The 23,748-nt window shown below is 65.2% G+C and carries 22 protein-coding genes and 1 other RNA gene; 5 read left to right on the forward strand and 18 right to left on the reverse strand.

Annotated features, from left to right (window positions below):
- Nucleotides 1-28 precede the first annotated feature (28 nt).
- Together cydB and M0D43_RS20895 are read right to left on the reverse strand one after the other, a co-directional pair.
- Nucleotides 29-1,180, reverse strand: coding sequence for a cytochrome d ubiquinol oxidase subunit II (gene cydB / locus M0D43_RS20890; protein ID WP_252162863.1), 1,152 nt, complete (start codon nucleotides 1,178-1,180; stop codon nucleotides 29-31).
- 15 nt (nucleotides 1,181-1,195) lie between these two features.
- On the reverse strand, nucleotides 1,196-2,815 hold the full coding sequence (locus M0D43_RS20895; protein WP_252162864.1) for a cytochrome ubiquinol oxidase subunit I: 1,620 nt from the start codon (nucleotides 2,813-2,815) through the stop codon (nucleotides 1,196-1,198).
- A gap of 151 nt (nucleotides 2,816-2,966) precedes the next feature.
- Here M0D43_RS20895 and cydD point away from each other — a divergent pair, with 151 nt between their 5' ends.
- Together cydD and cydC are read left to right on the forward strand one after the other, a co-directional pair.
- On the forward strand, nucleotides 2,967-4,703 hold the full coding sequence (gene cydD, locus M0D43_RS20900; protein ID WP_260807575.1) for a thiol reductant ABC exporter subunit CydD: 1,737 nt from the start codon (nucleotides 2,967-2,969) through the stop codon (nucleotides 4,701-4,703).
- Nucleotides 4,700-6,385, forward strand: coding sequence for a thiol reductant ABC exporter subunit CydC (cydC, locus tag M0D43_RS20905; protein ID WP_260807576.1), 1,686 nt, complete (start codon nucleotides 4,700-4,702; stop codon nucleotides 6,383-6,385). Before cydD ends, cydC begins: the two co-directional genes overlap by 4 nt.
- 80 nt (nucleotides 6,386-6,465) lie before the next feature.
- Here cydC and M0D43_RS20910 read toward each other — a convergent pair.
- The 12 genes from M0D43_RS20910 to ccmA form a co-directional block, all read right to left on the reverse strand.
- Nucleotides 6,466-6,542: non-coding RNA, sX9 sRNA (locus tag M0D43_RS20910), on the reverse strand.
- 62 nt (nucleotides 6,543-6,604) lie between these two features.
- The gene (locus M0D43_RS20915) at nucleotides 6,605-7,219 is read right to left on the reverse strand and encodes a DUF1294 domain-containing protein (RefSeq protein WP_252162865.1); all 615 of its coding nucleotides are present in this window, start codon (nucleotides 7,217-7,219) and stop codon (nucleotides 6,605-6,607) included.
- Nucleotides 7,220-7,366: 147 nt separating this feature from the next.
- Nucleotides 7,367-8,569, reverse strand: a complete 1,203-nt coding sequence (gene metX, locus M0D43_RS20920; RefSeq protein WP_252162866.1) for a homoserine O-acetyltransferase MetX — start codon at nucleotides 8,567-8,569, stop codon at nucleotides 7,367-7,369.
- A gap of 183 nt (nucleotides 8,570-8,752) precedes the next feature.
- A complete protein-coding gene (locus tag M0D43_RS20925; RefSeq protein ID WP_260807578.1) occupies nucleotides 8,753-9,766 on the reverse strand; it encodes a tetratricopeptide repeat protein in 1,014 nt (337 codons plus the stop codon).
- Nucleotides 9,766-10,200 (reverse strand): cytochrome c-type biogenesis protein, encoded by a 435-nt coding sequence (locus tag M0D43_RS20930; protein ID WP_252162868.1) that lies wholly within the window; start codon nucleotides 10,198-10,200, stop codon nucleotides 9,766-9,768. Before M0D43_RS20930 ends, M0D43_RS20925 begins: the two co-directional genes overlap by 1 nt.
- Nucleotides 10,197-10,799, reverse strand: coding sequence for a DsbE family thiol:disulfide interchange protein (locus M0D43_RS20935; protein WP_252162869.1), 603 nt, complete (start codon nucleotides 10,797-10,799; stop codon nucleotides 10,197-10,199). The genes M0D43_RS20930 and M0D43_RS20935 overlap by 4 nt, the downstream gene beginning before the upstream one ends.
- Nucleotides 10,792-12,729 (reverse strand): heme lyase CcmF/NrfE family subunit, encoded by a 1,938-nt coding sequence (locus M0D43_RS20940; RefSeq protein WP_252162870.1) that lies wholly within the window; start codon nucleotides 12,727-12,729, stop codon nucleotides 10,792-10,794. Before M0D43_RS20940 ends, M0D43_RS20935 begins: the two co-directional genes overlap by 8 nt.
- Before the next feature lie 162 nt (nucleotides 12,730-12,891).
- Nucleotides 12,892-13,362: a cytochrome c maturation protein CcmE gene (gene ccmE, locus M0D43_RS20945; RefSeq protein WP_252162871.1), complete on the reverse strand. Its 471-nt coding sequence runs from the start codon at nucleotides 13,360-13,362 to the stop codon at nucleotides 12,892-12,894.
- On the reverse strand, nucleotides 13,359-13,529 hold the full coding sequence (gene ccmD / locus M0D43_RS20950; protein ID WP_252162872.1) for a heme exporter protein CcmD: 171 nt from the start codon (nucleotides 13,527-13,529) through the stop codon (nucleotides 13,359-13,361). Before ccmD ends, ccmE begins: the two co-directional genes overlap by 4 nt.
- A complete protein-coding gene (locus M0D43_RS20955) occupies nucleotides 13,526-14,278 on the reverse strand; it encodes a heme ABC transporter permease (protein WP_252162873.1) in 753 nt (250 codons plus the stop codon). The genes ccmD and M0D43_RS20955 overlap by 4 nt, the downstream gene beginning before the upstream one ends.
- Nucleotides 14,279-14,372: 94 nt before the next feature.
- Nucleotides 14,373-15,068: a heme exporter protein CcmB gene (gene ccmB, locus M0D43_RS20960; protein WP_101363905.1), complete on the reverse strand. Its 696-nt coding sequence runs from the start codon at nucleotides 15,066-15,068 to the stop codon at nucleotides 14,373-14,375.
- Nucleotides 15,065-15,709, reverse strand: a complete 645-nt coding sequence (ccmA, locus tag M0D43_RS20965; RefSeq protein WP_252162874.1) for a heme ABC exporter ATP-binding protein CcmA — start codon at nucleotides 15,707-15,709, stop codon at nucleotides 15,065-15,067. The genes ccmB and ccmA overlap by 4 nt, the downstream gene beginning before the upstream one ends.
- A gap of 226 nt (nucleotides 15,710-15,935) precedes the next feature.
- Between ccmA and M0D43_RS20970 the strand changes: the two genes are divergently transcribed.
- Both M0D43_RS20970 and M0D43_RS20975 read left to right on the forward strand, forming a co-directional pair.
- The gene (locus tag M0D43_RS20970; RefSeq protein ID WP_252162875.1) at nucleotides 15,936-17,084 is read left to right on the forward strand and encodes a pyridoxal phosphate-dependent aminotransferase; all 1,149 of its coding nucleotides are present in this window, start codon (nucleotides 15,936-15,938) and stop codon (nucleotides 17,082-17,084) included.
- A 141-nt stretch (nucleotides 17,085-17,225) separates the two neighbouring features.
- Entirely contained in the window at nucleotides 17,226-18,026 is an 801-nt protein-coding gene (locus M0D43_RS20975; protein WP_252162876.1) for an amidohydrolase, read from the forward strand.
- Nucleotides 18,027-18,111: 85 nt separating this feature from the next.
- Here M0D43_RS20975 and M0D43_RS20980 read toward each other — a convergent pair whose 3' ends face one another.
- Nucleotides 18,112-18,882, reverse strand: a complete 771-nt coding sequence (locus tag M0D43_RS20980) for a glutaminyl-peptide cyclotransferase (RefSeq protein WP_313905547.1) — start codon at nucleotides 18,880-18,882, stop codon at nucleotides 18,112-18,114.
- 163 nt (nucleotides 18,883-19,045) lie between these two features.
- On the opposite strand from M0D43_RS20980, the gene M0D43_RS20985 reads away from it, so the two are divergent.
- A complete protein-coding gene (locus M0D43_RS20985) occupies nucleotides 19,046-19,483 on the forward strand; it encodes a hypothetical protein (RefSeq protein WP_016904973.1) in 438 nt (145 codons plus the stop codon).
- Nucleotides 19,484-19,700: 217 nt separating this feature from the next.
- Here the strand turns inward: M0D43_RS20985 and M0D43_RS20990 are convergent, their stop codons facing one another.
- From M0D43_RS20990 to M0D43_RS21000, 3 genes are read right to left on the reverse strand one after another with little or no spacing between them, the layout of a single operon-like run.
- Nucleotides 19,701-21,350: a pseudouridine synthase gene (locus M0D43_RS20990; protein WP_260807580.1), complete on the reverse strand. Its 1,650-nt coding sequence runs from the start codon at nucleotides 21,348-21,350 to the stop codon at nucleotides 19,701-19,703.
- Nucleotides 21,343-22,509, reverse strand: a complete 1,167-nt coding sequence (scpB, locus tag M0D43_RS20995; protein ID WP_260807581.1) for an SMC-Scp complex subunit ScpB — start codon at nucleotides 22,507-22,509, stop codon at nucleotides 21,343-21,345. The genes M0D43_RS20990 and scpB overlap by 8 nt, the downstream gene beginning before the upstream one ends.
- A gap of 13 nt (nucleotides 22,510-22,522) precedes the next feature.
- Nucleotides 22,523-23,551 (reverse strand): segregation and condensation protein A, encoded by a 1,029-nt coding sequence (locus M0D43_RS21000; protein ID WP_252162878.1) that lies wholly within the window; start codon nucleotides 23,549-23,551, stop codon nucleotides 22,523-22,525.
- Nucleotides 23,552-23,748: the final 197 nt, after the last annotated feature.

The raw sequence follows: 23,748 nt of genomic DNA on the forward strand, positions 1-23,748 counted from the left end.
GCATGCACTGCCGTTGCCGACGCTGCGCTCAGTAGGCGTTGGGATTGGCCGTGACTTCATCGTCGGTGACCTTGCCCTTGAGCACGCGATAGACCCAGCTGGTGTACGCCAGCACGATCGGCAGGAACACGGCGGTGGCCAGCAACATGATCCACAACGTGAGACGGCTGCTGGATGCATCCCATAGCGTCAGGCTCATACGTGGTGCAGTGGAGGAGGGCAGCAGGAACGGGAACAACGCAAAGCCCACGGTGAACACGATGCCGATGATGGCGCTGCCGGAGGCGATGAAGGCCAGGCCGCCGCGCCGCACGCGTAACAATACCGCGCTCATCGCAAGTCCGACCAAGCCAACCAGCGGTGCCATCAGCGTGGCCGGCATGCTGCTGTAGTTATGCAACCAGCCGCCGGCAGCGGTGAGTGCAGCGGTTTTGCCAAGCGGGTTGGTCGGCGCATCGGTCGCCAGCACCGAGGTCACCGCATAACCAGGCAGAACCAGCGCTACCCACGCGCCGCCTGCAGCAAACACTGCCAGCGCACACAGCGCGGCGATGCTGCCCAAACGCGCTGCGCGCGCGGCCACCGGACCTTCGGTGTTGAGCACCAGCATCGCCGCGCCATGCGCGATCAACATCGCCACGCTGAGCACGCCGGCGAGCAACGCGAATGGTGTCAGCAGCCCGAACAGGTTGCCGGTGTAAAACGTGCGCATGCTGTCGTCGAAATGGAACGGTACCCCCAGCAACACGTTGCCGACCGCCACGCCCAGGATGAGCGCCGGAATGAAACCACCGACGAACAGTGCCCAGTCCCAGTTGCTGCGCCAGCGCGGGCTCACCAGTTTGCCGCGGAATTTGAAACCGACCGGGCGCAGAATCAGCGCGAACAGAATCAGGAACATCGCCAGATAAAACCCGGAGAAACTCACGGCATACAACGGCGGGAACGCAGCAAAGATCGCGCCGCCGCCCAGGATCAACCACACCTGATTGCCTTCCCAGACCGGGCCGACGGTGTTGATCACCAGCCGGCGCTCGGCGTCGTTGTTGGCGACGAATGGCAGCAACGCGCCCACACCCAAATCGAAGCCGCCCATTACCGCGTATCCAGATAACAGTCCACCGAGCAGCAGCCACCAGATCACGCGCAAGGTTGTGTAATCGAGCAGTACGAAATCCATGATGTCTCTCCTGACTTACGGTGCGCTGCTGGCCACGGCGCCCGGATTCAACGGTGCGTGACTCAACAGCGCGTGCTCTTGTGAAGCGGGCGGTTGGCTGGGCCGGGTCGGAGGAAACAACGCATCCGGGCCCGTGTTGATGGTCTTCAGCGACAACTTGATCGCAATCACCAGGAGCGTCGTGTACAGCGTGGTGAAGCCGACCAACGTCATCACGATCTCGTACAGATCCAGACCCGAAGCGGCGTAGAAGGTGGGCAACACCCCTTCCACTGCCCACGGCTGGCGGCCGTATTCGGCCACGAACCAACCGCATTCGATCGCGATCCACGGCAGCGGCAGCGTCCACAAGGCCAACGTCAGGAACCAGCGTTTTTCCTGGAAGCTGTGTTTGCACGCAAACCAGAATGCGACGGCGAAGAACACGATGAGATAGATGCCGATGGCGGCCATGATGCGGAAGGTCCAGAACAGCGGCAGCACGCGCGGCACAGTGTCCATCGCGGCCTGGGCAATCTGCTCCGGCGTGGCATTGCCGATATCGTCGCGATAGCGCTTCAGCAGCAGGCCGTGGCCCAGATCCTGCCAATGCGCATCGAAGACCTTGCGCGCTTGGGCATCGTTTTTGTCGGCGCGGATGCGTTGCAGTGCGCCATAGGCGATCTGGCCGCCGCGGATACGGTGTTCGGCACGGCCGACCAATTCGACAATCCCCGGAATCGGCTCATCCAGCGATCGCGTGGCGATCAAGCCCATCAGGTACGGAATCTTGATGGCGTAATCGTTGCGATGGGTTGTCTGGTTGGGGAGGCCAAATGCGGTGAAGTCGGCCGGTGCGGCTTCGGTTTCCCACATCGCTTCGATGGCCGCCAGTTTCATCTTCTGGTGTTCGCTGGCGGCATAGCCGCTCTCGTCGCCCAGCACCACCACCGACAGTGAAGACAACAGACCGAACGCCGCAGCCACTGCAAACGAGCGCCGTGCCATTTCAATCTGCTTGCCGCGCAACAGGTAAAACGCACTGATCGACACCACAAACACTGCGCCGAGCACGTAGCCGGCGCTGACGGTGTGCACGAACTTGGCCTGCGCCACCGGGTTGAACAGCACCGCCATGAAATCGACCACTTCCATGCGCATGGTGTCCGGGTTGAACACCGCGCCGGTCGGGTTCTGCATCCAGCCGTTGGCGATCAGGATCCACAGCGCCGAGAAATTGCTGCCCAGCGCCACCAGCCAGGTGGTGATCAGGTGCTGCACCTTGGTCAGGCGATTCCAGCCCAGGAAAAACAGGCCCAGGAAGGTCGCTTCCAGAAAGAACGCCATCAGCCCTTCGATCGCCAGCGGCGCACCGAAGATATCGCCCACGTAATGACTGTAGTACGACCAGTTCATGCCGAACTCGAACTCCATCACGATGCCGGTGCCGACACCCATGGCGAAGTTGATGCCGAACAGCACGCCCCAGAACATGGTCATGCGTCGCCAGATCTGCTTGCCAGTCATGACATAAACGCTTTCCATGATGCCCAGCAGGAACGACAAGCCCATGGTCAGCGGTGGAAAAATGAAGTGGTACATCGCGGTGACTGCGAATTGCAGCCGCGACAGTTCGACAACTGTCGAGTCGATCATGGCGGGGGGGCCTGGTTGAGTGTCGGTAAGGAACGTGGCGATCATCTGCCGCTATCGCGCCGGACGCGTTGATCCAAATCAATGCGGCCGTGAACAGGTGCGTCACACTGTCCATCCCCGACCGCGAGGTGGCGACTTACAATCGTCTGCAATGCGCAGCCTCCAGAAGAGCGATGTGAGTCAGCCCAACGTGCAAGCCAGCGAAACGCCCGCCCAGCGCCGTCAACGCGGCCAATGGCTGGATGCGCTTGCCGCACCGGCCACGCGTGCGCGGCGGCTTGCTGGCGTGGCGGTTGCGTTGTCGGGCGTGTTGTTGCTGGTGCAATCGGCTGCGATCGCCTGGCTGGTGCAGGCGGTGCTGGTGCAGCACCTGGCAGTGGCGCAATGGCGCCACGTGGGCGCGGGGTTGCTAGTTGCGCTGATCGGGCGGGCGCTGCTCAACGCCTGGGCGCAATCGCTAACCGGTGAAGTGGCCGATGTGGCCAAACGCGAACTGCGCGCGCGCGTTGCCCGACGCCTGGTACAGCATGGACCGCTATGGTTGCGCCGACAACGCAGCGGCGAACTGGGCGAATTGAGCCTGGCGCATACCGACGCGCTGGAGGGGTATTTCGTCGGTTACCAACTCGCACGTACCGAAATGCTGCTGGTGCCGCCGCTGATCCTGATCGCGGTGTTTTCGGTCGACTGGGTGGTTGGGCTGGTGGTGTTGCTCACCGCGCCGTTGATTCCATTTTTCATGATGCTGGTGGGGTGGGGCGCCGAGGCCGCAGGTCGCGAACAACTCGGCGAACTGACGCGCATGGGGGGGCATTTTGCTGATCGCCTCAAAGGCCTGGGATTGCTGCGCGTCTATGGCCGCGGCGAGGCCGAGTTGCAGGGCATTGCCAACGCTGCAGAGGGCGTGCGCGAGCGCTCGCTGCAAGTTCTGCGTATCGCGTTCCTGTCATCGACAGTGCTGGAGTTTTTTGCCTCGGTGAGCGTGGCGATCGTGGCGCTGTACTTCGGCCTGAGTTATCTCGGCATGCTCGAGTTGCATGGCTTGCCATCGCTGGGTGCGGGCATGTTTTGCCTGCTGTTGGCACCGGAATTCTTCGCGCCGCTGCGGCGACTGGCCGCGCATTACCACGACCGCGCAAATGCCTTGGCGGCAGTGGCCGAAGCCGAGCGGTTGCTGCAAGGTTTCCAGTCGCCTGCCGCTGCGCGCACGGCTGCGCCACCTGCGCGTGCGTTGGAGCCGGCGCAAGCGCATGCGCCCTTGTTGCAGGCGCGTGGGCTGGCGCTGCGTCCTCCTGGAGCGCCGCATGTGGTGGTTGAACATTTTGCGTTGACGCTGGAGCCCGGTCAGCGTGTCGCCGTGATCGGCGCCAGCGGCAGCGGCAAGAGCACGTTGCTGGAAGGATTGGCCGGCTGGCTCGCACCCGAGGCTGGCAGTGTGGTGGTGCGTCCCGGTGCGCGCTTCGGCTATGCCACGCAGCGCCCCTATCTGTTTCACGGCAGCATTGCCGATAACTTGCGTCTGGCCGACCCGCAGGCCAGCGACGCGCGCCTGCACGCGGTGGCCGAGGCGGCTCAGGTGCTGCGCTTTGCCGGGCACCTGCCGGCTGGCCTGGACACGGTGATCGGCGAGCGTGGCTTTGGTCTGTCCGGTGGCGAAGCACGTCGTGTCGCATTGGCGCGGTTGTTGTTGCGCGAGCCGGATGTGGTGTTGTTGGACGAGCCAACTGCCTTTCTCGACCCGGAGACCGAAGCCGAATTGCTGCGCACGCTGGGCGTGTTCGCACGCGGCCGCGCGGTGCTTCTGGCGACGCACAGTGCTGCGGTGATGGGTTGGGCCGACACGGTAATCGACCTGCGCGGTGCGGCAGTGACGGCGCAATTGCCATGAGCCGCGCCCACTCCGATCGTCTGCGGGACGTGTTTCTCCGGCATGCCTGGCGTCTGCTGCTGTCCGCGCTACTGGTGCTGGTCACCATGCTTGCGGGCGTGGGCTTGCTTGGGGTGTCCGGCAGTTTCTTGACCGCAGCGGCGCTGGCAGGCGTCGCCGGCATGGGCACCGGTTTCAATTTTTTTTCGCCCTCTGCCGGTATTCGCGCCTTGACCTTCGCGCGCATCGCATCGCGCTACGGCGAGAAATTGATCGGGCACGATGCCACCTTGCGCATCGCCCGTGATCTGCGGGTGTGGTTCTTCCGCCGCGCCTTGCCGCTGGCGCCAGGGCGATTGTCTGCCACCCGCACCGGCGATCTGCTGGCGCGGCTGATGTCCGACATCGGCGAGGTCGATGGCCTTAGCGTGCGCGCACTGGCGCCGCTGGCCGCCTTGCTCGGCATTTGGCTCGCCGGTGTCGCCGCCGCTGCACTGATCTATCTGCCCGCTGCGGAGTTGCTGCTGGTGCTCGGCGTTCTGATCGGCGGGCTGGTGCCGTGGCAGGTGGCACGCGGCGGCGCGCAACGCGAGCAATTGCGTGTGCAGCAACGTACTGCCTTGCGCACGCAGGCCTTCGAAGGCTTGGAAGGGGCGGCCGATCTTGCTGCAGTCGATGCGCAAGGCGCCTGGCTGCAACAGATCGACGCCGCGGCAGCGGCTGTGGTCGACGGCGATCGCATTCAGCGCAGACGGCTGATCAGCGGCAACCTGCTGCATGCGCTCTGCGGGGGCGTGGGTCTGGCCGGCATGCTGTGGCTCGCACTCGGTGCTGCCGAGCGCGGCCTGATCGCTGCCGAGCTAGCTGCAGGTCTGGTGTTCTTGACCATGGCCTTGCTGGAAGTCTGGGCCGGCGCCGGGCTGGCGTTGCAGGCGCTGCAAAGCGCGCGTGTTGCCGCCAAGCGCTTGCAGGCCATCGTCGATCAGGCGCCATCGGTGAGCGATCCTGTGCACGCAATCGATGTGCCATGCGCTGGCATATTGCAATTGCAGCAGGTGTCGTTTGCGTGGCCCGGTAGCGTGCGTCCGGTGCTGCAGTCGCTTGATCTTACAGTGGCGCCGGGCGAGCGCATCGCCATCAGCGGCGACAGCGGCAGCGGTAAAAGTACGTTGTCGGCGCTGCTGCTCCGGCTATGGGATCCGCAGGCCGGGCAGCTGAGCTACGCCGGCATCGACCTGCGCCACGTCGCGCAGGCGCAATGGCATCAGCGTATTGCCTGGCTGCCGCAGAACGCGCCGGTGTTTGCCGGCAGCGTGCGCGAGAACCTCATCATCGGCGACGCCGCTGCCGACGATGCCGCCCTGTGGCAGGTGCTCGAACAGGTACGCCTGAGCGCATGGGCCAGCGCGCACAAGGGCCTTGATACCTGGGTCGGCGAAAACGGCGCCACGCTGTCTGCCGGCCAGGCGCGTCGCCTCGCACTCGCACGCGCACTGCTGCGCAATACGCCGATCCTGCTGCTCGACGAGCCGACCGATGGCCTGGACGTGGAGACTGCACACGCGCTGCTGCTCGACCTTGCCGCAGTTCTCGGCGAACGCAGCCTGGTGATGATCACCCACGACGCGCTACCGCCCGGCGTGGTGCAGCGGCATTACCGGATGCGTGAGGGAACGTTGGAGTTGTTGAATCGACATGCGTAGCGAACCGCTGCGTTCGTCGAAAGCGGAGCCGGGACGTTCGCGTTGATTGCCTGGTGGTGTGTTGTCAACGCTCTTAGAGCGGCTACCAAAATGTAGCGAGCAGTCGTCAGGTGGGCGTGGACGGTGCGCTCACAACCGCAGTGTCCGAGTGGTACATGCCGATTCCGAGCATCGCCCGCGCCCACCTGGCGGTGAACGCAGTGGTTTTGTTAGCGGCTCTTAATCGAACAACACCGGAAGCGATGCCATCATATCGGTCTCGGTCACCGCCAATACCAATGCGCTGACATTCAATGCGACTGTGATCCAGAATTTCATCTGAAACGCCGCTTTGCTGCATTTATGGCGAAAGATTTCCTGCGCCAGCAATGCACCCGGCCAGCCACCGATCAGAGCCAATACGTGCAAGCTGGATTCGGGTGTACGCCGTTGATTGCGCTGCGCGGCAGATTTGTCAATCGCATAGATCAGCAGCGTGACCAGGCTGGCTGCTGCGTACCAGAGCGGCACGACCACCGGCACCACGTGCATCAGCGTGGCGGCCGCCAATGCCAGCATCGACAACGTGGCCAGTGTCTTGCGTGGCAACCCACTGCGACGCTGCTCGGTCCTGGCGGCGGTGGTACGGTCTGCCCAACGCACTTGCGTGGCATTCAAGCGTTTTTGCGCATCGCGCTCGATCGCGTAGGTGATGATCTCGCCATCGCGTGGGCGGCGCGACTGCTGTGCGAACGCGCTGATATGCACGAACGCACGGTCGCCACCACCGTTGGGCGTGACGAAGCCAAAACCCTTGTGATCGTTCCAGTCGCTGAGACGTCCTTGATAGCGCATTCGCAGTCTTCTGTTAGGTGGTGCGGGTTACCGATGCGTTCTTGAAGCGTGCAAATCGATTGCATCAGCGCGCAACACAGCGATCATTACCCGCATGTTCCAGCGGAATTGGCCGATGGCAGTCGCGTAAAGTCGCACCCGGCGAGCTCAACAGTCCTGCAGGAAATCGCGCACCGCGGGGCCGAACCGCGCAAAGTCGACCAGGAACGCATCGTGTCCTTGCGGCGAATCCAATCCGATGAACTGTGCGTCGGCGCCGCCGGCGCGCAGCCCGTCGGCGATCTGTTCTTGTTGCTGCACCGGGAACAGGATGTCGGTGTTGGCACCGATCGCCAGCGCACGTGCGATGCGGATTCGCGCCAGGCCGGCAAGCACGGTGTCGGCAGTCGAAACGCCGGTCTGCGGCTTGGCGGAGGCGGGCGTGGCGCCTGCACCGAGGCTGTCGGTACCGGTGTCCGTGGTCGGTTTGTCATCGACATATTCGGCCAGATCGAACCAGTCCATTGAGCGGCTCAGATACAGATAGCAGTTGGGATCGAAGAAGCGCACAAAGCGGCGCGCGTGGCCTTCCAGATAGCTTTCCACCTGAAATTCCAGCCCGAACGGATCGTCTGCCGCTTGCTCGGAATCCAGCCGCACGCGGCCGAAACGGCCGTCCCATTCCAGCGCAGAACGATAGGTGATCACGCCAAGTTTGCGTGCCATGCGCATGCCCGATTCCGGGTAGCGCGTGTCGTCGTAGTGGCCGCCGTTCCAGTGCGGATCCAGCCGGATGGCCTCGCGCTGTAGCGAGCGGATGGCGATCGAAAACGGCAATGCCTGCGCGCTGCCGGAGATATTGATATGGCTGCGCGCGATGCCGGGATGACGCAGCAAGAGCGCCAGCGCGGTCATGCCCCCCATCGAGTTGCCGATCAGGCAGGCCAGTTGCTCGATGCCCAGCGCACGCACCACCTCGGCTGCGGCATCGGCAACGTCTTCGATCGACAGGTCCGGAAATGTGAGGCGATACAGCGCGCCGTTGGCCGGGTTCAGCGAGGCCGGCCCGGTCGAGCCCTTGCAGCTGCCCAGTGAGTTGACGCAGACCACAAACCAGCGCGTGGTATCGATCGGCTTGCCCGGCCCGAGCATCGCTTCCCACCAACCCGGCTCGGGATTGGCCTGGTGTGCTGCCGCGTGCGCATTTGGCGACAGGCCGGTGACGATCAGGATCGCGTTGCGGCGGTCTGCGGCGAGCGTGCCCCAGGTTTCGTATGCCACGCGTGCCTGATGCAGCACACCGCCGCGTTTCATCGGAAACGGCGAAGGCAGTGCGTGGTACAGCGTGCCGGCAGGGATGAATTCGGTCATGTCGCAATTCTATCTGCCATGGCCTGCGCCGGGGGAAGGGAGAGCGTGTTCGCGCCCTTGGGCTGTGTGATGCCACACGCCACATTTTCCGCGCCGTGCAGACCCGATCGGGAATGCTTGCTGCGTATGTTCGCCGCTCGTCGTCCACCGGCCAGACGCGTCGCAACCAAGCCTGGCGAGCAATCAGCGACCGATCACCAGCTCCACCGGCGCGGCGGCAGGCAGTTCGATCATCACCGGCGCGCTCTCAACGTCATCGGCCTGGCGCATGGCATTGCCGCTACGCGACAGCCGTGCCAACACCTGCACGGTGTCCAGCGACGACAGCGTGCGCGTCGGCATCGGACTGTCGCCATCGTCCAGCGTGATGGTCAATGGCAGCTCGCTCAACGCGTGTTTTTCCACCGCCACCGGCATCGGCGTGTCGGTGGCGCGCGCAATCACGAAGACGCTGGTATCGCCAGGCAATCCGGCGCGTTTGGCGAATTCGGCATCCAGCGTCACGCGCACCCGGATCTGTTTGCCATTCACTGCCTCGGCGGCAGGCGCAGCCGGTGCCTGGAGCGGCGCAAGCTTGGCTTCCAGTCGCGCGAGGTTGATCTGCTCGAGCAGGCCGGGGCGGGTCGTTGCATCGACCACGCGCAGCAGCGGCTCCCAGGTAGCGCTGGCCTTGGCCGGCTCGCCGGCCTGGCGCTGCAACACTCCAAGGAACCAGCGTGCGCGTTGATGGTCCGGTCGCACCGCCAGCGCGTGTTCGAGCAGACGCATGGCTTGCGGATCGGGGCGGCCGCTGTCGTCGGCAAGCATGCGCGATTGCGCTGCGGCGACCAGCACGTCCGGCTCGTCCGGGCGTAGCGCCACTGCGCGTGCGAAGGCATCGCGCGCCTCGGCAAATTTCTGCTGGCTGGACAGTGAGCGCCCCAGCAACACCCAGCCTTCGGCCTGTTCGGGATTGCTCGCCAGCGCCGCGCGCAGTTGCACGATGGCTTCATCCAGCGAGCGTGGCGCGGCCGGACGATTGGCCGGCTGCTCGATCGCGCCTGGCGTCCCGACCAACCAATACAGTGCCGCACTCGCGGCCAGCAGCAATACCGCTGCGCTTGCGGCAAGGCCGCGTGCTTCGCGCCACAGCGGGCGCAATACCAGGCCGAAGGCCAGTAGCGCAATCACGAGTACCGCGATGACAAAGCCGGCCATCACCACTCCTGCTCATCGGCGGGCAAGGCAGGCGCAGCCACGCTGCGCTTGCGCACCACCAGCACCACCGCGCCCACGCCCAGTAGCAACACCAGTAACGGGCCAAACCACAGCAGCCAGGTGCGCGATTCCACGCGTGGGCGGTACAGCACGAACTCGCCGTAACGTGCGACCAGAAACTGGCGGATCTGCGCATCGCTGCGGCCTTCGTGCATCAGCACCAGCACTTCGCGGCGCAGATCCTGCGCAATCTGCGCGTTGGAATCGGCCAGCGACTGGTTCTGGCACTGCACGCAGCGCAACTCGGCGGTAAGTGCGTGGAAACGCGCTTCTTCTTCGGCCGATGCATAGTGCAGCGGCGCCGGGTCGCCGACCGGCTGGGCGAAGGCCAGCAAGGGTAACAACAGCAGCAGGAGCAGCCAGGCGCGCGTCATTGTGTGGCGTGCAGGTCCGGTGCGGCGGTGGGCGAGCGTTCGATCTTGCTGAGCGCCGGAATCAATTGGGTGTCGATGATGGATTGGGTGAGCATGCCGCTGTACTTCCAGCGCACCACCCCACGCCCGTCGACCAGAAAGGTTTCCGGCGCAGCGGCGATGCCGAAATCGATCGCGGTGCGGCCATCTTGATCGGCGACCACCAGCAGATACGGGTTGCCGAGTTGTTCGAGCCAGCGCAGCGCATCGGCGCGCTCGTCCTTCCAGTTGTAGCCGATCACACGCACGCGCTTGGTCAGCGCAAAGCGGCTCAGTACCGGGTGTTCTTCGCGGCAGGCCGGGCACCAGCTGCCCCACACGTTGATGATGTACGGCGCGCCGCGTAGCTCGCGCGCATGCACCACGATGTTGGGATCGTGCAGCAGCGGCAGCGCGAACTCCGGCGCCGGTTTGCCGATCAGTGCAGAGGGCAGGGCATCGCGATCGTCCTGACCGGAGCGCACCACCGCATAGACCAGCAGCGCTGCCAGGGCGAGCAGCAGCACGATGGCGCCCACGAGGACTGCAGTGGGCAGGCGGGGTGAACGTGACTCAACCATCTTGGATCTCCGGAGAACGACGAAAACGCCGGTCGGCCGCGGTGACCAGACCGCCGAGCGCCATCAGCAGCGCTCCCAGCCAGATCCAGCGGACGAACGGTTTGAGATGCACGCGCACCGCCCAGGCCTGATTGCCCAGCGGTTCGCCAAGGGCGACATACAGGTCGCCAAACGGACCGGGGCGGATCGCCGCTTCGGTCAAGGTCTGCCCGCCGCTGGCATAGCGGCGCTTTTCTGCATGCAGCAGGCCCACAGGTGCATCGTCCTTGAATACCTGCAGGTTGGCACGGTCGGAAACGTAATTAGGCCCGCGCAGCTCTTCCAGCCCGTCGAAGTGCAGCGCGTAGCGGCCGATCTGCACCTGTTGCCCGGGCGCCAACGCCACTTCGCGCTGCAGGCTCAATCCTTCCACCAGCAAGGCGCCGGACAGGAACACCGCAACGCCCAGATGCGCCAGCACCATGCCCAGCATTTCGGGAGTGAGTTTGCGCCCCTTGGCCGCGCGCCGCGTCCACAGGAACCGCACGGTGCCCAGCAGCACCCAGGCTGCGCCGGCAACACCGAAGGCGGCTTTCAACTGCCCCTGCGGCGCGGTGAACCAAGCCAGCACGCCTGCCGCCAACGCCAGGGCTGCCCACGGCGCGAGCATCGCCAATGGCCGCGACGCCTGCTCGCGCTGCCAGCGGGTGAGCGGGCCGAACGGCAGCAGCGCCACCAGCGGCGCCATCAACACCACGAACAAGGTACCGAAGTAGGGCGGGCCGACCGACAGCTTGCCCAGCCCCAACGCATCGGCCAGCAGCGGATACAACGTGCCTAGCAACACCATCGCGCAGGCGCAGGTGAGTAGCAGGTTGTTCAACAGCAACAACGTTTCGCGCGAGCTGCCGGCAAATGCGCGACGCGGATCATCCGCCAGCGACAGCCGCGGCGCGCGCAGCGCATACAGCACCAGCGAACCACCGACCACGAGCAGCAGGAACACCAGAATGAACAGTCCGCGCGATGGGTCGGCGGCAAACGAATGCACGCTGGTCAGCACGCCCGAGCGCACCAGGAAGGTGCCCAGCAGCGACAATGCAAAGGCGGCGATCGCCAGCAGCAAGGTCCAGCTGGCGAAGCTGCCGCGCTTTTCGGTCACCGCTTGCGAGTGCAGCAATGCGGTGCCCACCAGCCACGGCATGAAACTGGCGTTTTCCACCGGGTCCCAGAACCACCAGCCGCCCCAGCCCAGCTCGTAATACGCCCACCAGCTGCCGAGCGCGATACCGACGGTGAGCATCGACCAGGCGACGTTGGTCCACGGCCGCGTCCAGCGTAGCCAGCGCGCATCCACGCGGCCTTCCAGCAGCGCGGCGATAGCGAACGCGAACGGCACCGCAAAGCCGACGTAGCCGCAATACAGCATCGGCGGATGGACGATCAGACCAGGGTCCTGCAGCAGCGGATTGAGGTCGCCACCTTCCAGCGGCACCGGAAACAGCCGCGCGAATGGGTTGGAAGTGAACAGCAAAAACGCCAGAAACCCACTACTTACCAGCGCCATGACGCCGAGGACGCGCGCGATCACATGCGCAGGCAGTTGCCGCGACCAGATCGCCACCGCGCCGGTCCACAACGCCAGCACCAGCGTCCATAGCAACAGCGAGCCTTCGTGCGCGCCCCACACCGCCGAATAGCGATACATCATCGGCAGCAGGCTGTTGGAATTTTCGGCGACGTAGCGCACCGAAAAATCCTGCACCAGGAAGGCGTGCGTCAACACTGCGAAGGCTGATGCGATCAACGCCAGTTGCACCAAGGCCGCCGGCCGCGCCACGGCCGTCCAGCTGTTGCGCGCACGCTGCGCGCCGGCCAGCGGCACCACGGCCTGCACCAGCGCAACCAGCAGGGCCAGTACCAGCAGGAACGTCCCGAGTTCAGGAAGCATCGGGTCGGCGCGTTGGTGAGAATGCAAGGGTGCCACCATCGCAGGCGCACCGCAGAGGCTTCATCCCTGCAGCGTTTGCACGGACTTGCCCAGCGTTGTCAGCCGCGCACCCACCGCGCAATCCACCCTCCTGCAGGAACGCCGATGCCCTGACCCATGCCATCAATGCAGCTCTCCAGCCTGATCCGCAGCTGCGGGCACATCGTGCTTGCGATGCGCGCTGCCCATCTTGTCGGCGACTTCCTTCGGCATATAGGTTTCGTCGTGCTTGGCCAGCACGTCTTCGGCGACGAAGACACCGTGCTGCATGCGGCCGGTGGCCACCACGGCCTGCCCTTCGCGAAACAGGTCCGGCAGGATGCGGTCGTAGCTGACGGGCAACTGGGCGTCGCCGTCGGTGACGCGGAAGTGCGCTTCCAATGCGCCTGACGCGCGTTTGAAGGAGCCTTTTTCCACCATGCCGCCAAGCCGGAAACGGGAATGCTCGCCGGCATCGCCGCGCAGCACTTCAGAGGGTGTGTAGAGATAGGCCACATTGCGCTGCAAGGCCATCGCCACCAGCGTGGTTGCCAGCCCGCCGGCCAGCACCAACGCCAGCACCAGCCACAAGCGGCGGCGACGTTGCGGGTTCACCGGATCAGCTCCGCATCGCTGGGCACCGCACGCTTGCGCTCGCGCAGGCGGCGCGCCTGGGCGGTCTTCAATGCGCGCCTGACCTGCCAACGGCCAGCGATCAGGTCCCACAGCAGCACCAGCACGAACACCGCATAGGCGGCGATGACGTAGGGCAGGTAGTTCATGCCGCACCCTCCGGCGCGTCGCGCACGATCCAGGCCTTGCCGGCTTCGCGACGCAGGTTATCGGCGCGCGCGCGCGTCAGCAGCGAGCCGGCAAACCAGAACTTGGTGCCGATCACCATCAACCACAGCGGCAGCAGCATGCTCGCATCAATCGTCGATGGGCCCAGCAAGCGAATGCTCTGGCCCTGATGCAGCGAATTCCACCACACCACCGAATAGCGGATCACCGGCAGCAGCGCCACCCCGACGATGGCCAGCAACGACGCCGCGCGTGCGGCCTGACGGCGGTCGTCGATGGCGTGATACAGACCGATCACGCCCAGATACAGAAACAGCAGAATCAATTCGGTGGTCAGCCGCGGATCCCAATCCCACCAGGCGCCCCACATCGGCTTGCCCCAGATGCTGCCGGTCAGCAGGGTGATCACGGTAAACGCCGCACCGATCGGTGCGCAGGCCATTGCCAGGATCTCGCAGACCTTGATGCGCCAGATCAGCGCGATGGCCGCATACAGCGCCATCAGCCCGAACACGAACAGACTCATCCACGCGCTCGGCACATGGATGTAGAGAATGCGGAAGCTGTCGCCTTGCTGGTAATCGGCCGGTACCGCAAACAAGGCTTGCCAGATGCCAACGCCCAGCAATAACGCGGCCAGCGCGTAGCACCACGGCGCCCAGCGCGCAGTAAAACGGTCGAAGATCGGGGGCGATGCGAGTTGGTGGAACCAGCGGACGACGACGTTCATGCGATGGCAGTAGCCTTTGGAATGGCATTGGCTCTCGAAACAGCAACAACGCGTTGTGCGGGGCGTGCTATCGACAATGCATCGACTGCAACGCTCAACTCAACGAAATGCGGATCGCGGCCGCTGCAGCCAGCGGTGCCAGGACCACGCCGATCACCAGTCCGGCGCCCAACAACAACAACGCACCCACCGCATCCTGCCCTTGTCCGCTAGCCGCCACGCTGCCGGCACCGAACACCAGCACCGGCACGTACAACGGCAACGCCAGCAACGCCACGAGAATACCAGAGCGTTTCATCGTCACCGTCAGCGCCGCAACCACGGCACCAAGCAGACTCAGAAGCGGTGTGCCCAGCGCCAACGATGCCAGCAGCACCGGTAGTTGGTCATGTGGCAGGTGCAGCAATTCGCCCAGCAGCGGCGTCACCGCGATCAACGGCAGCGCGCTGGTCGCCCAGTGCAGTAGCACGCGCACCGCGATCAGCCACGCCAACGGCACCGGCGCCAGCAGCCATTGCTCCATCGAGCCGTCTTCCACGTCGCTGCGGAACAGCGCATCCAGCGACAGCAGCCCGGCCAGCAGCACCGACAGCCACAGCACCGCGGGTGCGGCCTGCGCCAGCAGATCCGGGCGTCCGCCCAGGCCCAGCGCGAACAACACCACGATCAGCAACGCGAACAGCGCCGGCTGCAAGGCATCGCTGCGGCGGCGCCACAGCAGTTGCAGGTCGCGACCCAGCAACGCGCGGGCCGCTTGCCATAGCGACGGCTGCGGCGAATGGACGCTCATGCCGCAGCCTCCAGCGTGAGCATGCGGGTGCGCACTGGTGGCGCTGCATACGCGCCGTGGGTAGTGACTAGCGCCGCACCGCCGCCGCGCAGATGCGCGGAGATCATCCGGTTGACCAGGGTGATGCCGTCCAGGTCCAGATTGGCGTAGGGCTCATCCAGCAACCAGAGTGGCGCCGGCGATAGCCACAGCCGCGCCAGCGCCAGCCGCTTGCGTTGGCCGGCCGACAGCTGCCGCACCAGCGCATCTTCGTAACCGGCCAGGCCGACAATCGCCAGTGCGCTGCCGGGCATCTGCTTGGCGCGGCGGCCATGCAGCCCGCATAGAAAATGCAGGTTCTCCAGAGTACTGAGGTCGGCTTTCAGGCCAGGCAGGTGGCCCAGGTAGGCCATGAAGCGGCTGCGGTCGCCACGCTTGGCGGTTTTGCCATCGATCTGGATCTGCCCGCGCTCCACATGCAAGAGGCCGGCCAGCACGCGCAGCAGCGTGGTCTTGCCGGCGCCATTGTCACCTTGCACCAGCAACGCCTCGCCGGCGTCGACCTGGAAATCCAGCGGGCCGAACACCGGCTCCTCGTTGCGGCTGAAGGCCAGGGCGTGCGCCGCCAGCAGCGGCGGTGCGGTGTGCAGCGGTTCGATCATCGGTGCAGCAGGCTCCCGTCGCAGGACGGCATGGGGAAGGGCCGGCGCAGGCACGCGCCGACCGGGCGCGCATTGTAGCGACGATGGTGGCACGCCGGGGACATCTGCGGCAGCGTGGCAGGCGCTGCGATGGGTCGGGGAACGCTGTTTTGCAGCGTCCGGGCGCAACCACCTGGCGGCTTTGCGTACACTCGCGGTCCCCTCGTTTCTTGTCCGGACAGGCACCATGCCCCTCACGACCAAGCTGCCCAAGGTGGGCACCACCATCTTCACCGTCATGTCGCAGCTGGCGGCCGAGCACGGCGCGGTCAATCTGGGCCAGGGCTTTCCCGATTTTGCGGTGCCGCAGCGGCTGGTCGACGAACTGACCAACGCCATGGCCGCCGGCCACAACCAGTACCCGCCGATGACCGGCGTAGCGACGTTGCGTCAGGCCATCGCCGGCAAGGCGCAGCGGTGCTATGGCGCACAGGTCGACGCCGACACCGAGATCACTGTTACCAGCGGTGCCACCGAGGCGATCTTCAATGCCATCCACGCGGTGGTGCGCGCAGGCGAGGAGGTCATCGTGCTGGACCCGGCCTACGACTGCTACGAGCCGGCGATCGATCTGGCCGGTGCGCGTGCGGTGCACGTGGCGCTGGATCCGCAGACCTTTGCAGTCGACTGGGATGCGCTGCGCGCTGCGATCACGCCGAAGACGCGCCTGTTGATGATCAACTCGCCGCACAACCCGTCCGGCGCGATGCTGTCGGCCAATGACATGCAGACGCTGACCGCACTGCTGCGCGGCACCGAGATCTTTCTGCTGTCGGATGAGGTGTACGAGCACATCGTGTTCGACGGCCGCCGGCACGAATCGGTGCTGCGCTGGCCGCAATTGCGCGAACGCGCGTTCGTGATTTCCAGCTTCGGCAAGACCTACCACTGCACCGGCTGGAAGATCGGCTACGCGATCGCGCCGCCGGCACTGAGCGCCGAGTTCCGCAAGGTGCACCAGTACAACACCTTCACCAGCTTCGGCCCGGCCCAGCACGCCTTCGCCGCGATGATCCGCGACGAACCCGAACACGACGAACAACTCGGCGCGTTCTACCAGGCCAAGCGCGACCGTTTCCGCGAACAGTTGCTGACCACGCGCCTGAAGCCGTTGCCCGTGCCCGGCGGTTATTTCCAACTGGTGGATTACTCGGCCATCAGCGACCTGCCCGACACCGAGTTCGTGCAATGGCTGACGGTGGAGAAGGGCGTGGCCGCGATCCCGTTGTCGCCGTTCTACGAGAACGCGCCTGCTGGTCAGCGCCTGGCGCGGCTGTGCTTCGCCAAGAACGATGCGACGCTGGATGCGGCTATCGCGCGCTTGCAGCAGCTCTGACGAGCTGGGAATCGGGAATGGGGATTTGGGAATCGTAAGAGCGGTTGGTCGCTTTTCGATCTGAATCTGCACTTGGCCCGATGAGATAACGCGCTCACCAAACCGCTGTCCGATTCCCCATTCCCCATTCCCGAGCCTTCAATGCACGACCTGCGCATCTCCCTGATTCAAGGCGACACCCGTTGGCATGATCCGGCCGGTAACCGCGCTTACTACGGTGGGCTGCTGGAGCCGTTGGCCGGGCAGACCGATCTGGTGATCCTGCCGGAGACCTTTACCAGCGGGTTTTCCAACGACGCCATCGACAAGGCCGAGGACATGGACGGGCCGACCGTGGCCTGGGTGCGTGCGCAGGCGGCGCGGCTGGGTGCTGCCGTCACCGGTAGCGTGCAGGTGCGCACGCCCGACGGCGTGTTCAATCGGCTGCTCTGGGCCACGCCCGACGGGGCACTGCAGTATTACGACAAGCGCCACCTGTTCCGCTTCGGCAACGAGCATCTGCGTTATGCGGCCGGGCGCGAGCGACTGACCGTGGAATGGAAGGGCTGGCGGATCAATCCGCAGGTCTGCTACGACCTGCGCTTTCCGGTGTTCTGCCGCAATCGCTTCGATGTGGAACGCCCCGGGCAGCTGGATTTCGATCTGCAACTATTCGTGGCCAACTGGCCGTCCGCCCGCGCCTATGCGTGGAAGACGCTGCTGCGCGCACGTGCGATCGAAAACCTGTGCTTCGTCGCAGCGGTCAACCGCATTGGCGTGGACGGCAATCAACTGCATTACGCCGGCGACAGCGCGGTGATCGATTTCCTTGGCCAGCCGCAGCTGGAAATCCGCGAACGCGAGCAGGTGGTCACCACCACCATCAGCGCAACCGCACTGGCCGAACACCGTGCCCGCTTCCCGGCAATGCTGGATGCCGATCAGTTCGAGATGAGGGAGTAGTGTTTGGGGATTGGTGCAAGCCACTGCCAAGCGGGCGCGAGCCCGCCGCCGTTGCCAATCCCCACTCTCGACTGCCCAATCCCGGCTACTGAGCCAGCTTGATCTCGTAAATCTTCGGCCACCGCTTGCCTGTGACGAACAAGCGATCGTGCTTGGCGTCGTAGGCGATGCCGTTGAGGACATCGTTGGTGGGGTCGGTCAATGTGTCGGGGTCTGGCACCAGTGCCTTAAGGTCGATCCAGGCGATGACCTTGCCGCTGGCCGGGTCGATCCGTGCGATGCGCGTGGTCAGCCAGACGTTGGCCAGCAGCTCGCCCTTGACCCATTCCAGCTCGTTGAGGTTGTCCAGCGGCTTGCCGCGGGCGGTGACCTTGATGGTGCCGATCTGTTTCAAGCTCTGCGGATCCAGCCGGCGGATGCTGGCGGTGCCGTCGCTCATGTAGAGCTGGCGGTCGTCGCTGGTCAGCGCCCAGCCCTCGCCGGAATAGGTGAATTGGGTGCGCGGTGCCAGCGTGGCCAGATCGTAGACGAAGCCGCGTTGATTGCGCCAGGTGAGCTGGATCAGGCGGTCCTTCCAGGCCACGATGCCTTCGCCATAGAACGGCGGCGGCGTGTTGGCCTGCTGCAGGACCTTGCCGGTGTCCAGGTCGACCTTGCGCACGCTGGACTGGCCAAGCTCGCCGGTGCTCTCGTACAGATGCCCGTCGAGATAGAACAGGCCTTCGGTAAACGCGGTGGTGTCGTGCGGATAGGTCCTGACGACGGTGTAGCCCTGGGTGGGAATCGTCTCGCCGCAATGGGCGAGGGAGGGCAGCAGCAGGGCGCTGAAGAGCAGGCTGTAAACGGTGCGTGGCATGCTGCGATCATCCCACGTCGCGGTTGCAGGTGGCAGCGCTGGCGCCATGTCGAAGCCAGGTAAGACTTCGCTGAACAGACGCATGCGCTGCGCTGGGACCTTGTCGCGGCTGCCACATCGGCGCTGCTAGTCTCGCGCCACGTCCACCACTGGCACCGCTCACATGATCAAGTCACTTTCGCTGTTCGCGCTGCTTGGCGCCGCCACGCTGGCTCCGCAGGCACAGGCCGCCGGCAACATCGATTGCCAGCTGTCGTTCAACTTGTCCGGCTGGTCGGTGTTCTACAAGACCGCCAGCGGCACCGGCACCATCAAGTGCGACAACGGTGCGGTCATCCCGGTCAAGATCTCCAGCAAGGGCGGCGGCCTGACGGTCGGTAAGTCCAAGATCGTCGGCGGTCGCGGGACCTTCTCCGGTGCCTACAGCCTCAACGATCTATTCGGCACCTACGCCGCGGCCGAAGCGCATGCCGGCGTGGTCAAATCCAGTACCGCTCAGGTCGTCACCAAGGGCGATATCTCCCTGGCCCTGGCGGGCACGGGCGAAGGCGTGGATCTGGGCGTTGCGGTCGGCAATTTCGTGATCGAACGTCGCAAGTAAGCGTGTGATCCGGCAGCCGGCAGCGCCGCTCCGTGATCGAGCGCTGCACGATGGCAAGCGGCGGTTGGCTGCAGAAGTGTTTGAGGTCGGTGCGCATCGGCCTGTCGTGGGCTGCCATTGCCGATGCTTCCGCCACCTCCTAGATCAGCAATCCGCACTCAGCACCACAAAAAAACGGCCCTTCGCAGGGCCGTTTTTTTTATGCACGAGTCGCAACTCAGCGGCCGCGATTACCGCCACCGGGCGGGCGACGATTGCCGCCGCCCGGGCCGCGCGGTGCGCCACCTGGGCCACCGGGACCGCGTGCACCGCCACCGGGACCGCCAGGACCACGATTGGCAGATGCCGGGCCGCGATTACCGCCCGGACCCGGACGGCCACCGCTTGGACGGCCAGCAGGACGTGCCGCACCGTACGGGCTGAAACCCGGGTTGGCGTGATCGGAGGGGAAACTCGGTGCGTTGCCTGGGTGACCGTACGGGTGCTTGCGCTGCCCCTGGCCTTGACCCTGCGACTGACCTTGCCCGACACCACCAGCCCCAGCACGCCCCGGACCACCCGAGCGTGCGCCGCCCGGACCGCCAGCACCCGGACGCGCGCCGCCCGGACCTTTCTTCGCATACGGGCGTGCCTGGCCGGTACCTGGGCCGCTCGGGCCGGCATTGCGGTGACCGCTCGGGCCGGTGCTCACGCCATCGGGCACATACCAGCTGCGGAACGCGGCCGGGTTGCCGTCTGGCAACGCGCCGCGGTCGCCCTTGGCCGGGCCGCGCTGCTTGAACGGGCGCTGCTGCGACTGCCGAGCCGCTGCTTCGCCGCTGACCGTCAGGCCACCCTTGAAGCCGCCGGGCTTGCCGCGACCGCCGCGGCCGCGATCTTCGCGCAGGTTGTCGAAACGACGCAGTTCGCGGCCTTCATCGGCGCCGGAGGTCTGGCCGTTGACGTAGGCGTTGCTGCGGCCATCGCGCGAGACGTGCACGGTGGACTTGGCAGCGCGACGCTGGCCGATCACCGGCTGCAGGGTCAGTGCCGACGGCGCACCTTCTTCCAGCTTGAGTTCGGCGCGCAGGGCGTCGACCTTCTCCTGCGCCACTTCCACAGACTGCCCACGCAGCAGCTCGCGCGGCAGCGAAATCTTGCCGTAGCGGCTGCGCTTGAGGCGGCTGACCTGGCAACCCTGCGATTCCCACAGGCGGCGCACTTCGCGGTTGCGACCTTCCTTGACCACCACGCGGAACCAGTCGTGCGAGTCGGTGCCGCCGATGCGTTCGATCTCGTCGAACTTGGCGCCGCCGTCTTCCAGCAGCACACCGCGCGACAGGCGCTCGATGATGGCGTCAGAGACCTTTTCTTCGCCTTCCGGGGCGCGCACGCGCACCACGTATTCGCGTTCGACCTCGTAGGAGGGGTGCATCATCGCGTTGGCCAGCTCACCGTCGGTGGTCAGCAGCAACAGGCCAGTGGTGTTGATGTCCAGGCGGCCGATGGCGATCCAGCGCGAGCCTTTCAATGCCGGCAGCGACTCGAACACGGTCGGGCGGCCTTCGGGATCTTCGCGCGTGGTCACTTCGCCTTCGGGCTTGTTGTAGATCAGCACGCGCGAAGGTTCGGTCAGCGCGCTGGCCACGAAGCTGCGGCCGTCCAGCTCGATCTTGTCGCCGCTGCGCACCGACATGCCGGTCTGCGCGACGGCGCCATTGACCTTGATCAGGCCATCGGCGATACGCTGTTCGAGCGCGCGGCGCGAGCCCAGGCCGGCCTGGGCCAGCACCTTGTGCAGGCGCTCTTCCAGCTTCGGCGCTTCGGGCGCGCTGTCGCGCTTGAGGGAAAGCTTGTTCAACGACAGCTTGCGGGGGGTGTCACTCATGTGTCTGGCTCCGGCCGACGCGTTTTGGGTCGGCCTCTGGGTCGGAATCGGCTTCGTCAACAGCCACGGTCGTCGTCGCGACGGCGTTGTCTTCGTCTTCGTTCACTGCATCCGCGCGCGTTCCCGGCGCGGTGTCGGGGTCGCCCTCACGGGCGTCATCTGGGTGTTGCGTGTGCTGGTCGTGCGCCGAGCCATGCTCGGGGTGCTGCGGTGTCTGCGCACTCACTGAGTCGGTCGCCTCAGTGTCGATTGCATCATCGAGATCGGGGTCTTGCTGGTCCAACAGGGCATCGCTGGCGGTTTCCTGCGCGCGCTGGTCGGCAGCGTTATCGATGTCGGTTTCAGAATCGCGCTCGGCGTTAGCCTGCTGATCGCTCGCCGTTTCGGTGTTGCTGGCCGGAGTCGCCGAGGCATCGGCCTCGTCCGCTTCCGAACCATCTTGCGAGTCACTGGTTTCGCTGTCGCTGTCGTCGCCAACGTTGGCTTTTGCATCCGCAGTACCTGCATCTGCATTGTCAGCCGCTGCATTCGAAGCGCCGCCTTCCGCGTCAGCCGCATCCATCGCTGCCGAGGCCGGCACCGCGCCATCCAGCTGCCCGTCGCGGTCCAGCGGCAGTTGCGGTTCCAGCTCGGCGATGTCCTTCAACTCAGACAATGGCGGCAGCTCATCCAATCGCTTGAGCCCGAAGTAATCCAGAAAACCCTTGGTGGTACCGAACAGGGCCGGCTTGCCGGGTACGTCGCGGTGGCCCACCACGCGGATCCACTCGCGTTCTTCCAGCGCCTGGATGATGTTGCTGCTGACCGCCACGCCGCGCACCTGCTCGATCTCGCCGCGGGTGATCGGCTGGCGATAAGCGATCAGCGCCAGGGTTTCCAGCGTGGCGCGGGTGTACTTGGTGCGGCGCTCGGTCCACAGTCGGGCGACCCAGCCATGCACATCGGCCTTGACCTGGAAGCGGAAGCCGGAGGCCACCTCGACCAATTCCACGCCACGCTCGGCGCAGCCCTCGCGCAGCAGTTCCAATGCGCGCTCCACGCTGCCGGGCGGCGCCGGTTCTTCTTCCGGAAACAGACCCTGCAGCTGCACCAGCGTCAACGGCTGGCTGCTCGCCAACAGGGCGGCTTCGATAATGCGGGTGATCAGCGCTTGATCCATTCGGTGATCGGCTTCAGAGGGGTTCGTTGGCGGCATCGCTGTCGTCGAATTCGCTGGAGAATTGCAGCGGCGCATTGGTATTGCCCAACGCCAGCGACTTCACGTAGATCGGCGCCAGCGGCGCTTCCTGCACGATGTCCAGCAACTGCTCCTTGGCCAATTCGAGCAGCGCCAGGAAGGTGACCAGCACGCCGAGCTTGCCTTCCTCGGCAGTGAACAGCGATTCGAAACGGTAGAACTTGCCGTCGTCCAGACGGCTCAGCACATCGCCCATGCGCTGGCGCACACTCAGTGCCTCGCGCTTGATCGCATGGCCGGTGAACAGCTCGGCGCGTTTGAGCACGTCGTACAGCGCCATCAGCATTTCTTTCAGCTCCACCGGTGGCGGCAGCTTGACCGCTGCGCGCTCCGGCAGGTGCGCCTGCACCGGCGCGCTATCGCGGCCCATGCGGGGCAGGGTGTCCAGGTCTTCGGCGGCCTGCTTGAAGCGTTCGTATTCCTGCAACCGGCGGACCAGTTCGGCGCGCGGATCTTCTTCTTCGCCATCCTGGCTCGGCGGGCGCGGCAACAGCATGCGCGATTTGATCTCGGCCAGGATCGCGGCCATCACCAGATATTCGGCGGCCAGTTCGAAGCGCAGCTCCTGCATCACATTGATGTAGTCCACGTACTGCCGGGTGATCTCGGCGACGGGGATATCCAGAATGTCCAGGTTCTGACGGCGGATCAGGTAAAGCAGCAAGTCGAGCGGACCTTCGAAGGCATCCAGGATGACTTCCAGCGCATCCGGCGGGATATACAGATCCTGTGGGATCTGCAGCACCGGTTGCCCATGCACTACCGCCAGCGGCATTTCCTGCTGCTGTGGCGGCGCGCTCGTGGCTGGCGGAGTCGCGACGTGCGCGAGTTCGGAATTCATCAGGTAGACATCGGGTCTTACGGTCGCCGGCCGCGGTCTGAGCCGCGCCTGCAGGGCTTTGCCTTGAGTTATTGCGATCAATGTCGTGCCTGTGCCGGCACGATCCCACAAATCCACATACAACGTACGCCGCGTGGCATGCGGCGACGGAACAGCGAGGAGGTCGTCTACGCGGGCCGGTGGTGGGCAGCGAATCGGTCGTCGAGAAGAGCGTTGAGCCTGGGCCGACGGGCCGCTACGTCCGGTTGCGTGTGCAGTGGTGTCAAGGGTAATGCGTGCGCGGGGGCGGTGTCCAGCGCCGACGCGGCTAGAATCGGCAG

The organism is Xanthomonas prunicola (genome assembly GCF_025266575.1).
Taxonomy (GTDB): Bacteria; Pseudomonadota; Gammaproteobacteria; order Xanthomonadales; family Xanthomonadaceae; genus Xanthomonas; species Xanthomonas prunicola.